At 67.2% G+C, this 12050-nt stretch carries 9 protein-coding genes; 8 read left to right on the top strand and 1 reads right to left on the bottom strand.

What is annotated here, in order from left to right; genetic code table 11:
• Positions 1–10 precede the first annotated feature (10 nt).
• The 4 genes from mdlC (at position 11) to E1956_RS38925 (ending at position 5653) form a co-directional block, all read left to right on the top strand.
• Complete coding sequence (gene mdlC, locus E1956_RS38940; RefSeq protein WP_134758647.1) at positions 11–1672, top strand: benzoylformate decarboxylase; 1662 nt, start codon at positions 11–13, stop codon at positions 1670–1672.
• A gap of 56 nt (positions 1673–1728) precedes the next feature.
• On the top strand, positions 1729–3183 hold the full coding sequence (locus tag E1956_RS38935) for an aldehyde dehydrogenase (protein WP_134758646.1): 1455 nt from the start codon (positions 1729–1731) through the stop codon (positions 3181–3183).
• Positions 3184–3208: 25 nt separating this feature from the next.
• Positions 3209–4141, top strand: coding sequence for a ketopantoate reductase family protein (locus tag E1956_RS38930; RefSeq protein WP_134759652.1), 933 nt, complete (start codon positions 3209–3211; stop codon positions 4139–4141).
• Between the two features lie 99 nt (positions 4142–4240).
• Positions 4241–5653, top strand: a complete 1413-nt coding sequence (locus tag E1956_RS38925; protein WP_134758645.1) for an MFS transporter — start codon at positions 4241–4243, stop codon at positions 5651–5653.
• Between the two features lie 61 nt (positions 5654–5714).
• On the opposite strand, the gene E1956_RS38920 is transcribed toward E1956_RS38925, so the two are convergent.
• Positions 5715–7499: a cytochrome c biogenesis protein DipZ gene (locus tag E1956_RS38920; protein ID WP_134758644.1), complete on the bottom strand. Its 1785-nt coding sequence runs from the start codon at positions 7497–7499 to the stop codon at positions 5715–5717.
• A 376-nt stretch (positions 7500–7875) separates the two neighbouring features.
• On the opposite strand from E1956_RS38920, the gene E1956_RS38915 reads away from it, so the two are divergent.
• From E1956_RS38915 to E1956_RS38900, 4 genes are read left to right on the top strand one after another with little or no spacing between them, the layout of a single operon-like run.
• Positions 7876–10227, top strand: coding sequence for a TonB-dependent receptor (locus E1956_RS38915; protein ID WP_134758643.1), 2352 nt, complete (start codon positions 7876–7878; stop codon positions 10225–10227).
• A gap of 37 nt (positions 10228–10264) precedes the next feature.
• Positions 10265–10858: a MotA/TolQ/ExbB proton channel family protein gene (locus E1956_RS38910; protein ID WP_134758642.1), complete on the top strand. Its 594-nt coding sequence runs from the start codon at positions 10265–10267 to the stop codon at positions 10856–10858.
• A complete protein-coding gene (locus E1956_RS38905) occupies positions 10855–11253 on the top strand; it encodes an ExbD/TolR family protein (RefSeq protein ID WP_133196616.1) in 399 nt (132 codons plus the stop codon). Before E1956_RS38910 ends, E1956_RS38905 begins: the two co-directional genes overlap by 4 nt.
• Positions 11254–11260: 7 nt before the next feature.
• Complete coding sequence (locus E1956_RS38900) at positions 11261–12049, top strand: energy transducer TonB (RefSeq protein ID WP_232072205.1); 789 nt, start codon at positions 11261–11263, stop codon at positions 12047–12049.
• Position 12050 lies beyond the last annotated feature (1 nt).

Raw genomic sequence — 12050 nt, 5'->3', positions numbered from 1 at the left:
GAGACTCCGCATGGCAGGCAGCGCGCCGCAACAGCATTCAGCGCAGCAAGGGGGGCAATGCCCCGGCGAGACCCGCAACGCGGCCACGGCGGCATGGACCGTGCGCGACGCAGTGATCGACTTCGCGCGCCGGGTGGGCATGACGTCGATCTTCGCGAACCCCGGCTCGACCGAGTTGCCGATGTTCCGGGACTTTCCCGCCGATTTCCGTTACGTACTCGGGTTGCAGGAGGCCGTGGTCGTCGGGATGGCGGATGGCTACGCCCAGGCCACCGGCAATGCCGCGCTCGTGAACCTGCACTCGGCCGCGGGCGTCGGCAACGCGATGGGCAATATTTTCACGGCGTTTCGCAACCGCACGCCGCTCGTTGTCACGGCGGGCCAGCAGGCCCGCTCGATCCTGCCCTTCGATCCGTTCCTCGCCGCCACCCAGGCGACCGAGCTGCCCAAGCCCTATGTGAAATGGAGCATCGAGCCCGCACGCGCGCAGGACGTGCCGCTCGCGATTGCGCGGGCCTATGCCATCGCGATGCAGGAGCCGCGCGGTCCTGTGTTCGTGTCGATTCCCGTCGACGACTGGGATCAGCCGGCCGCCCCGGTGCCGCCGCGCGCGCTTGCGCACACCACACGCCCTGAGCCCGCGATGATGGCGCGCATCGGCGCGCTGCTCGACGCATGCAAGCGGCCCGCGTTCGTGGTGGGCGGCGCGGTGGACCGCGCGGACGCGGCCGAGGATGTCGTGCAGCTCGCCGAACGCCATCGCGCGCGCGTGTTCGTCGCGCCCATGACGGGCCGCTGCAGCTTTCCCGAGACACACCGGCTGTTCGCGGGCTTCCTGCCGGCCATGCGCGAGCGCATCGTCGAATTGCTCGACGGTCACGACGCGATCTTCGTGTTTGGCGCGCCCGCATTCACGTATCACGTCGAGGGGCATGGCCCGCATGTCCCGCCCGGCGCCGAACTGTGCCAGCTCATCGACGACCCTGGCGTGGCCGCATGGACACCCGAAGGCCTGATCGCGGTCGGCAATGTGCGGCTTGGCGTGCAGGACCTGCTCGCGCGCCCCGCGCCATGCGAGCGTGAACTGCCCGCGCCGCGCGCGCTGCCGCCGCGCGCCTTGCCGCCCGCGGCGGCGGGCGAGCGCATGTCGGTTGCATTCGCGCTGCAGACGCTTGCCGAGGTGCGCGATCCGCACGGCATCGTCGTGGAGGAAGCGCCCAGTGCACGCCCGGTCATGCAGGCTTATCTGCCGATGGCCCGCGCAGGCACGTTCCTCACGATGGACAGCGGCGGCCTCGGTTACGGCATGCCCGCTGCGGTGGGCGTGGCGCTCGCGCGGCCGGGCGAGCGCGTGACCGCGCTGATCGGCGACGGTTCGAGCATGTATTCGATCCAGGCCATCTGGAGCGCCGTGCAGATGAAGCTGCCAATTACGTTCGTCATCCTGAATAACACGCGCTATGCCGCGTTGCAGGACTTTGCGCCTGTGTTCGGCTTCGGGAAGGAGGATCCCGTGCAGGGCACCGATTTGCCGGGCCTCGATTTCGTGACGCTCGCGGCGGGCATGGGCTGCGCCGGCGTGCGCGTGAGCGAGGCGGCGCAACTCGCCGGCGCGCTACGCGCGGCGCTTGGCGCGAGCGGTCCCGCGCTCGTCGAGATCGTCGTCGCCTGAGGCCGGCAGGCATACCTCACGATTGTCATCAAGCCGTTCAAGAAAGGAGACAGACCATGAAGACCGTGTCGATGCTGATCGACGGCGAACCGATGTCCTCACGCAACGGCGCCACTTTCGAGCGCCGCAATCCGCTCGATGGCCAGGTGGCGTCGCGCGCGCCCGCCGCAACCGTCGCCGATGCCCTCGCGGCCGTCGATGCCGCCGACGCCGCGTTTGCCGCGTGGTCGGCGCTCGGGCCCGGCGCGCGCCGCGCGCTGCTCACGAAGGCCGCGCATGCGCTCGAGGCCAAAGCCGATGCCTTCGCGGCCGCGATGGCCGCCGAGACCGGCGCATCGGCGCTATGGGCCGGCTTCAACGTGCACCTCGCCGCGGCGGGGCTGATCGAAGCGGCCGCGCTCACCACGCAGATCGCGGGCGAGCTGATTCCCTCCGACGTGCCGGGCAGCCTCGCGATGGGCATGCGCCAGCCCGCGGGCGTCGTGCTGGGCATGGCACCGTGGAATGCGCCGGTGATTCTCGCCGTGCGCGCCATCGCGCTGCCGCTCGCGTGCGGCAACACGGTCGTGCTCAAGGGTTCGGAGATTTGCCCGGCCACGCATGGGCTCATCATCGAGGCGATGCAGGAGGCGGGCTTGCCGCGCGGCACCGTGAATTTCGTGACGAATGCGCCCGAGGATGCCGCGCAGATCGTCGACGCGATGATCGCGCATCCGCGCGTGCGCCGCGTGAACTTCACGGGCTCGACGCGCGTGGGGCGCATCATCGCCGAGACCTGCGCGCGGTATCTGAAGCCGGCCGTGCTCGAACTCGGCGGCAAGGCGCCGCTCGTGGTGCTCGACGACGCCGATCTCGACGCCGCCGTGGACGCGGCGGTCTTCGGCGCGTTCGCGAACTCCGGGCAGATCTGCATGTCCACGGAGCGCATCATCGTCGACGAAAGCATCGCCGACGCTTTTGTCGACAAGCTGGGCGCGCGTGCCCGCGCCTTGCCGCTCGGCGACCCGCGCGAGGGCGGGGCGGTCGTGCTCGGGTCGGTGGTCGACATGCGCACCGTCGAGCGCTGCAACGCGCTGATCGACGATGCGCTCGCACGCGGCGCGACGCTCGTGTGCGGCGGCAAGGCCACGAGCACGCTCATGGCGGCCACGCTGCTCGACCACGTGACGCCCGAGATGCGCATCTATCACGAGGAATCGTTCGGGCCTGTGAAAGGCATCGTGCGCGTGCGGGGCGAAGAGGCCGCCATCGCCTGCGCGAACGACAACGAGTATGGGCTCTCCTCGGCGGTGTTCAGCCGCGATACGGCGCGAGCGCTGAACGTGGCGAAACGCATCGAGTCGGGCATCTGCCATATCAATGGGCCAACCGTGCACGATGAAGCGCAAATGCCGTTCGGCGGCGTGAAGGCCAGTGGATTTGGCCATTTCGGCGGCAGGGCGGGGATCTCGGAATTCACTGACTTGCGCTGGGTCACGCTGCAGACCGAGCCGCGCGATTATCCTTTCTGATCAGGATGACGAAATGAGTGAGGCGATGGAAATCTCGATTCTGGGCGCGGGGGCAATGGGCTCGCTGTTCGGCGGACTGCTGGCCGAGGCGGGGCACGACGTGACGCTCGTCGATATCGACGACGCGCACCTCGACGCGATCCACCGCGACGGCCTGCGTCTAGTCACCGACGCGGGCGAGCGTGTCGTCAAGAATCTGCGCGCATGCCGCCCCGAGCAGGCGGCGCACGCGCCGGAACTGCTGATCGTCTTCACCAAGACGATGCATACGGAAGCCGCGCTCGCCGTGGCGCGCGCGCTGCTCGGCGCGCAAACGGCGGTGCTCTCGCTGCAGAACGGCCTTGGCAATGTCGAGCGCCTCGAACGCAGCGTGCCGCGTGCACGCATCATGGTCGGCATGACGACCTGGCCTGCCGACAAGCCGGGACCGGGGCGCGTCGATTCGCACGGCGCGGGAGCGATCCGTTTGATGAGTGCTGATGGCGACGTAGGCGCGGCGAGCGCGAGCCTCGCGCGCACCGTGAACGCCCTGAACGCAGCGGGCCTGCACTGCACCGCCGACCCCGATGTGTGGAGCGCGATCTGGGAGAAGGTGGCGTTCAATGCGGCGCTCAACAGCCTCTGCGCGGTGACGCAGTGCACGGTGGGCGAGCTTTCGAACCTGCCGGACGGAGAAACGCTTGCGCTGAAGATCGTGGCGGAGGTGGCCGCCGTGGCGCGCGCTCACGGCGTGGCCGTGAACGAAGCGCATATCAGGGAGACGGTATTGCACGCGCTCGCGCACCATCGCACGCATCGGCCCTCGATGTTGCAGGACGTGCTGGCGGGCCGCAAGACCGAGATCGAGGCGATCAACGGCGCGGTCGTCGCGGCGGCGCGCACGGTTCCGATGGCGGTGCCGTGCACCGAAACCTTGCTGCATCTCGTGCGGCTCGTGGAGGTGCGCAGTCCACAGTGAACCGCGTATCGATCCGCGCAACGGGGGACGTATGGTACGCGCGTGGGTAAGACATCAGAAAGCGCTCACAGGCGCATAACAAATAATGGAGACACTTAGATGAACTATGTATCCCCGGAACCCGCGGCCGGCGCGCTTGCGCGCGAGCAGGCGGCGCTCGCTGGCATCGCGCGCGACGGCGGCACCGTCGACATTGGCCAGGCGCTCGACGACGGCCCCTTTACCCTGCTGCAGAGATTTGCCGTCTTGCTCACGGCGCTGGCGATCGTCGTCGACGGCTTCGACGGCCAGCTCATCGGCTTTGCGATCCCGACGCTCATGAAGGAATGGGGCGTCACGCGCAATGCGTTTGCACCGGTGGTGGCGGCGGGCCTCGTCGGCATGGGCATCGGCAGTGCGTTTGCCGGACTGTTTGCCGATCGCTTCGGACGGCGCTGGGCGGTGATCGGCAGCGTGCTCGTGTTCGGCGTGGCCACCTGTGCGATCAGCCTCGCGCCGCATGTCGAGGCGCTTGCCGCATTGCGCTTCCTGGCGGGGCTCGGCATCGGTGGTGCGCTGCCCAGCGCGACGACGATGACCGCGGAGTTCACGCCCGCGCGCTACCGTACGTTCGCGGTCACGGCGACAATCGTCTGCGTGCCGCTCGGCGGCATGCTCGCGGGACTGTTCGCGGGGGAGGTGTTGCCGGCCTATGGCTGGCGCGGCCTGTTCGTCGCGGGCGGCGTGCTTCCGCTCGTGCTCGTGGTCGCGCTGCTCGCCGCGTTGCCCGAATCGCCGCGCTTTCTTGCGCGCCGCGCCCGTCGCTGGCCCGAACTGGCCCGCCTGCTCGGCCGTATGGCGCGTGAAGTCCCGCCTGACGCTACGTTCACCGATGTGCGCGAACAGAAAGCGGAAAAGCATGCTGGCTTTACGGCGCTCTTTCGCGACGGCCGTGCGCGCGATAGCGCCGCAATCTGGGCCGCATTCTTCATGTGCCTGCTCGCGGTGTACAGCGCGTTCAGCTGGCTGCCCTCGATGCTCACTGGCGAAGGGCTTTCCGTTTCGCTCGCGGGCTATGCACTCAGCGCCTATAACCTGGGCGGCGTGATTGGCGCGCTTGCCTGTGCGATCGCCATCACGCGCTACGGCTCGCGCTGGCCGTTGCTGCTTTGCTGCGCGGGCGGCGCGGCAAGCGCCTGGCTGCTGCTCGGCGTGGACGCCCAGCAGCACACGGGGCTGCTGATCTTGGGGCTCGGCTTGCACGGGCTGTTCGTGAACGCGGTGCAATCGACGATGTACGCATTGTGCGCCTACGTGTATCCCACCAGCATGCGCGCGACAGGTACGGCGTCGGCGGTCGCGTTCGGACGCTTCGGGGCGATTCTTAGCGCGTTCGCGGGCGCGGCGGTTATTACCACGGGCGGCGCATCGGCCTATCTGCTGATGCTCGGCGCCGCCATGGCGGCCGTGCTGTGCATGCTTGCTGTGGTGCGCCGTCATATTCCGAAGACGCAAACCGCCAAGGTCGGCTGATTGCGCCCCACCGCAGCAGACGAGGGCAACCGGGCAGCGTGGCGGGCCGCCGCCACGGCCTCTAGCCGAAGGTGAACGAATAGGCTCGCACGCCGCGATCGAGAAAGCGGATTTCGAAGGTGCGGTCCGCAATCTCGCCATGCTGGCGCACGAGTTGATAGAGGCGCTGCTCTGTCACGACGCCATCGCCGTTCGCATCGACATCGGCGCCATGGTTTGCGCCCGGCGCGGCGCCATCGACCGTCACGCGGAAGCGCACGGGGTGGCCGTCGGCGGCGGGGCCGAGCACGAGATGCAGGTCGCGCGCATGAAAGCGATAGACGATGCCGCCGTCTGCATGGTCGAGGTCCGTATGCTCGGCGCCGAGCGTCCACGTGCCCGTGAGCGCCCATTGATTCAAATCCAGCGGGCCGGCGGTATAGAGGTGCGGGGCATCGGCGACAGGCTCGCCAGGCGAGGCGAAGCCATGCGCCTTCTCATAGCCCAGATACGTCTCGGGCGACTCCATCGCGTCCATGTCGGGCGCGGCCTGGGCGCCCGTGGCCGTGTCGGTGACGAAGCCGCCCGGCAGGTTGCGCGCGCCTGCCTGCGTGAGCAGCTCGCGGATCACCTGTTCGGATTCCTGATAGTTGCCTTCGCCGAAGTGGTGGTGGCGGATATTGCCCTGCGCGTCGATGAAATAGTGCGCGGGCCAGTATTCGTTGTTGAAGGCGCGCCAGATCGCATAGTCGTTGTCGATGGCGACGGGATAGTCGATCTTGAGATCGGTCACCGCGCGGCGCACGTTGCCGATGTCCTTTTCGAAGGCGAACTCGGGCGCGTGCACGCCGATCACGACGAGCCCGGCGGCGCGGTATTTATCGGCCCAAGCCTTCACGTAGGGCAGCGAGCGCAGGCAGTTGATGCACGAGTAGGTCCAGAAGTCGACGAGCACGACCTTGCCCTTGAGCGAGGCGGCCGTGAGCGGCGGCGAGTTGAGCCATTGAACCGCGCCGTCGAGCGGGGGAAGCGTGCCTTCGACTGGCAAGGCCTCAGCCGGCGCAGGTGCCGTGGAGGCCTTGATGGCGAGCGGCGCTGTGGGCGGTTGCGCGCCAGCCTGCGCGAGCGCCTGTGAGCGTGAGGGCGCGAGGCGGTCGAGCACGCGCTGTTCGAGTTGATTGGTGCCGGCGAGCGAGACGCGCGTCAGCAAGCCGGTATCCAGATGCAGTGCAATTGCGGCCACGCCTGCGAGCACCGCCACGCCTAGCGCGCGCCGGATCCACTCGCCCACGCCGAGGCTGCGCTTCATTGTGGCGAACACCTTGCCGCCCACGGCGAGCGCCAGTGCGAGCGAGCACGCCGCGCCAAGCGCATAGGCGAAAAGCAGCAGCGAAGTGCGGGCGCTCGCGCCCTGCAGCGCGGCGCCGGTGAGAATCACGCCGAGAATGGGGCCTGCGCATGGCGCCCACAGCAAGCCAGTCGCCACGCCGAGCAGCAGCGAGGGCGCGACGCTCGCGTGTCCGTGCTGGGCTGCATCCGCGGAGGCCGAGAGCCGCTCGCCCAGCGTGACGAGCGGGCGCGTGAGCCGTTCGGCGAGCGTGGGGAGCAGCAGGGCGAGGCCGAATACCGCGAGCAGCGCAAGGGCGGCGTAGCGCGCGTACTGATTGGCTGCAACGGCCCAGCCGCCGCCCACGGCGGCGAGCGCACCGACTGCGCTGAACGCGGCGGCCATGCCGACGAGCATCGGCAGGCCGTTGCGCAGAAACGGCTGGCCCGCGCGCGCGAACACAAAAGGCAGGACGGGCAGGATGCAGGGGCTGGCGATCGTCAGGATGCCGCCTAGCCAGGCAATCAAAAACAAGATCATGAACGTTCTCCTGTCGGCCGGAGTTAGTGCTTCAGCGCTTACTCCGGCCCCATGCTTCGCGGTCGACCGCACTTGGAGCAAAGCGCTTAACGCGGTCCCATGCTTCGCAAACCATCGCTTGGGCCGCGTCGGCGCGCCGTTGTCGTCACGCGCGCAGCCGTACTCGATCGGGCTAACGCGCGTGCGGGCCGCTTATTCCAGGAGGTTGAACGGATTACGGCCGCCTTGCCGAGAGCTTCATTGTGAATCCCACCAATAGATAGGGATTGCCTGTTCTGAATGTTATGTTATAACATCGCAAAAAATGCGCCGCGCCTGAATCCGGCGCGTCCTCGCATCACAAGAGGCACTTCCACCCCTGAACCACAACAAGACAATGAACCGCTCGCTGATCACGCAGGCCGGTAGGCTTTTGTTCGCCTGTACACTTTGCAGCCCCGCATTCGCCGCCAGCGGCGAAGCCGCGCTTTCCGGCACGGTGGCCGACGCGCAGGGCCACGCGCCGGCCCACGCCCAGATTTCGCTTCAGGACGCCAGCGGCCACGCCGTTGCCCAAACCACGGCCGATGCAAGCGGGCGCTTTCGTCTCGACCACCTCGCGCCCGGCGCCTATGCGGTCACGGTGGAGGCAAAGGGATACGGCGCCGTCACGCGTGTCGCGACCATCGCGCCGGGGACCTCGCCCGAAACGCTCGCCGTCGTGCTCCAGAAAGACGGCACGCTCGACGTGACCGTCAACGCGCAGCGCCTCGACCGCGCCCGCAACGGCCTCTCGCCCGAAGTGGGCGCGAGCGTCTACCGGATCACGCAGACCGACATCGACAACTCGCCACAAGGCGCGAACACGCCGCTCAATCAGGTGCTGCTGCAGGCGCCCGGCGTCGCCAACGATTCGTACGGCCAACTGCACGTGCGAAGCGATCACGCGGATCTGCAATACCGCCTGAACGGCATCATCATCCCGGAGCCGATCAGCGGTTTCGGGCAGTCGCTCGACGCGCGCATCATCGACCAGGTGAACCTCGTGACAGGCGCGTTGCCAGCGCAGTACGGCTATCGCACGGCGGGCATCGTCGATATCCGCACGAAATCGGGGGACACCGGCAACGGCGGCACCATCGACGTGTACGGCGGCAGCCACCAGACCATTCAGACGAGCGCCGATGTGTTCGGCTCGAGCGGCCCGTTCAGCTATTACTTCTCAGGCTCGCTCGGGGAGAACAATCTGGGCATCGAGGCGCCGACCGCGGACGGCAGCCCGCTGCACGACCACACGCGCCAGGGCAACGGCTTCGGCTACATGTCGTATCTGCTCAACCCGCTCACGCGCGTGAGCGTGATGTTCGGCACCGCGAGCAACCAGTTCGAGATTCCGAATACGCCGGGGCTCGCCCCCGTCTACACGCTCAATGGCCAGTCGACCTTTGACTCGGCGAACCTGAACGAGACGCAGTCGGAGTTGAATAATTTCGCGGTTGTGGCGCTGCAGGGCACCAACGGCGAGGCGCTCGATTACCAGGTCGCGCTTTTCACGCGCTATACGCGCACGCAGTTCAATCCGGACCCGGTGGGCGACCTGATCTTCAACGGCGTGGCGTCCAATGACTTCCACAGCAACCAGGCGAACGGCGTGCAGGCCGACTTCACGTATCGATTGAACGATCGCCACACGCTGCGCGCCGGGCTCATGTTCGAGCAGGAGCACGCCGTGTTCGACGACAGCGTGACCGTATTCCCCGTCGACGCAAACGGCAACCAGACCTCCGACCAGCCGTTCACCGTGCAGGACTCGAACACCAAAACGGGCTATCTCTACAGTCTCTACCTGCAGGACGAATGGAAGCTCGCGCCCAAGCTCACGCTCAACTACGGCGTGCGCTACGACCGCATGGACGAGTACGTGCAGGCCGGACAAGTGAGCCCGCGCATCGGCATCGTGTATCAGCCGACCAATGCCACCACGCTGCACGCGGGCTATGCACGCTATTTCACGCCGCCGGCGTTCGAGCTCGTTTCGGATTCGACGATCAGCAAGTTCAATGGCACGACTAATCAAAGCCTGACTTCGCAGAACGATCCGGTGAAGCCCGAGCGCGACGATTACTTCGACATCGGCATCACGCAGCGCCTGACGCCCGCGTTGACCGTCGGGCTCGACGCGTACTACAAGCGCGCGAGCGACCTGCTCGACGAGGGGCAGTTCGGCACCGCGCTCATCTTCACGCCGTTCAACTATCAGTACGGGCGCGTCTATGGCCTGGAGTTCACGACGAGCTACCACCAGGACAACGTGAGCGCGTACCTGAACGTCGCGTACAGCCGGGCGCAGGGGAAGAACATCGAATCGGCGCAGTTCAATTTCGATGCCGAGGAACTGGCCTATATCGCGAACCACTGGGTCTACCTCGATCACGACCAGCGCATCACCGCATCGTTCGGCGGCGCCTGGACGCTTGGCGCGACCACGCTCACGGCCGACGCGATCGTTGGCAGCGGGCTGCGCAGCGGCTTCGCGAATACCGACCGCCTGCCGTGGTATGCGCAGGTCAATCTGGGCGTGATCCAGCGTTTCAACGAGCCGATGATCGGCAAGTTCGACGCCCGGCTCGTGCTCGTCAATGCGTTCGGCCGCGTCTATGAGTTGCGCGATGGTTCCGGCATCGGTGTGGGCGCGCCCCAGTATGGTCCGCAGCGCGCGATCTACGCGGGCCTCACCAAGCACTTTTGATCGATTGTTTCCCGCGTAAAGGTAAAGGAGTCCCATCATGAGCGACTGGAACAGTGTTGCCGAAGCGTTGAAGCTCGGCGGCTGGGTCGTCTACCCGCTGAGCCTGCTGGCGATCGTCGCGCTGGCCGTCACGTTCGATCGTGCCTGGGTGTGGTGGCGCTACGCCAGCGCGCCGTGCGGCGAGGCGGCGCGAGCGCTGCCCGATGGCCATGTGCTGCGGCGCATCGATGCGCTGTTCGAGGAGGACGGTGCACCCATCTGGTTCATCGAGAACCAGGTCGACACTGCCGCCTCGCAGATCCAGCGCGACATGAGCCGCGGCCTCTGGATGCTCGAAACGATCGTGACGGCCGCACCGCTGCTCGGGCTGCTCGGCACGATCGTCGGCATGATGCATTCGTTCCGGCTCATCGGCGGCGATGGCCTCGTCAATCCCGCGGGCGTGTCCGGAGGCGTCGCGCAGGCGCTCGTGGCCACCGCAATCGGGCTCGTGATCGCACTGGTCTCGCTCTTTGCGTTCAACTACTTTTCGCGCCGCATGGACCGGCTCATGGACGAGCTGGAGACTTTCGCCAACACGCGGCTCGGGGCCGTGCGGCTCGCGCGCGAAGGTTCGGGAGCGCCGGCATGAAGCTGCGTCGCGCGCGCACGTCGAGGCGTGGCCGCATCGAGATCATTCCGATGATCGACGTGATGTTCTTTCTGCTCGCCACGTTCATGCTCACGACTCTGGCGATGCAAAGACTCGATGCGGTGCATATCGACTTGCCCAGCGGCCAGGCCCAGCCGATGCAGGCCGACAAGCCGCTCACACTGGCCGTGAATCGCGCCAACCAGGTCTTCGTGAATCAGCAGCCTGTGCGGCTCGATGAGGTGGACCGCGCTGTGGCGAAGCTGCTTCGCAAGGATGGCGACGTGATCGTGGCCGCGGACGACGGCGCTTCGCATGGCGTGGTCGTGAAGGCCATTCTCGAGGCGCGCAAGGCGGGGGCCGAGCATTTTCTGGTGGCCGTGCATCGTGAGTAGCGTGCAGATGTCACGAAGCGGTACATCCGGCAACGCAACCGGCAACGACAGCGGTCATCGCAATGTGCCGAGGTTCATCGTTGCCGCGATGTTCGGCGCTGCCGTGTGGTGGCTCTTTCTTGCGCATGCCCGTTGGCTCATTGCCGGCGAACAGCCCGCCGCCGCCGCGCCGCGCCCGCCGATCGAGCTTCAGGTGATCGAATTGCCCGGCGCGCCGCGCGCGAGCGAGACGGCACAGCCGAGCGTTGCGCGCGACGAAGCCCCTGCTGTGTCTCATCACAAGTTTGTGCCTGCGCGTCCATCGCAGACGCTGCGCAACAGCACGGTGCACGACGTGCAGCGTGCGATACGGCCGCCACGCCCCGCGCTTGAGTCCGCGCGGGACACGACGCCCACGCAGCATGACGCGAGCGCACCGTCAACGCCTGTGGCCAACGCAGCGCCTGGCGCTCAGGACGCGCCGCCCACCAGCGGCGGCACGGCGGCGTCGGGTGAGCCCCAGCATGCGCCCGGTTCGTCCGCGGGCATCAGCCAGCAGGCGCGGTTGCTGGCACAACCGCTGCCCGAATTGCCCGACGACCTGCGCGAGCAGGGCTATCAGGCGGTGGCTGTCGCGCGCTTCGTCGTCCATGCGGACGGCACCGTCGACGTTGAACTCGTGAAGCCCACGCAAATCCCGCGGCTCAATCAGATCCTGCTCGCCACGCTTCGGCAGTGGCGCTTCTTCCCGGCCATGGAGAACGGCCACCCCGTCGAAAGCCATCAGGATGTCCGCGTTCATTTCAATGTGAATTGAT

It is taken from the genome of Paraburkholderia pallida, from assembly GCF_004524855.1.
Classification (GTDB): Bacteria; Pseudomonadota; Gammaproteobacteria; order Burkholderiales; family Burkholderiaceae; genus Paraburkholderia; species Paraburkholderia oxyphila.
The sequence above is the reverse complement of the archived record's forward strand: the minus strand, read 5'-3'. Positions and strand labels throughout refer to the sequence as shown.

Coding starts and splice junctions, on each gene's coding strand:
- mdlC (WP_134758647.1), top strand. CDS start 11: ATGGCAGGCAGCGCGCCGCAACAGCATTCAGCGCAGCAAGGGGGGCAA.
- E1956_RS38935 (WP_134758646.1), top strand. CDS start 1,729: ATGAAGACCGTGTCGATGCTGATCGACGGCGAACCGATGTCCTCACGC.
- E1956_RS38930 (WP_134759652.1), top strand. CDS start 3,209: ATGGAAATCTCGATTCTGGGCGCGGGGGCAATGGGCTCGCTGTTCGGC.
- E1956_RS38925 (WP_134758645.1), top strand. CDS start 4,241: ATGAACTATGTATCCCCGGAACCCGCGGCCGGCGCGCTTGCGCGCGAG.
- E1956_RS38920 (WP_134758644.1), bottom strand. CDS start 7,499: ATGATCTTGTTTTTGATTGCCTGGCTAGGCGGCATCCTGACGATCGCC.
- E1956_RS38915 (WP_134758643.1), top strand. CDS start 7,876: ATGAACCGCTCGCTGATCACGCAGGCCGGTAGGCTTTTGTTCGCCTGT.
- E1956_RS38910 (WP_134758642.1), top strand. CDS start 10,265: ATGAGCGACTGGAACAGTGTTGCCGAAGCGTTGAAGCTCGGCGGCTGG.
- E1956_RS38905 (WP_133196616.1), top strand. CDS start 10,855: ATGAAGCTGCGTCGCGCGCGCACGTCGAGGCGTGGCCGCATCGAGATC.
- E1956_RS38900 (WP_232072205.1), top strand. CDS start 11,261: ATGTCACGAAGCGGTACATCCGGCAACGCAACCGGCAACGACAGCGGT.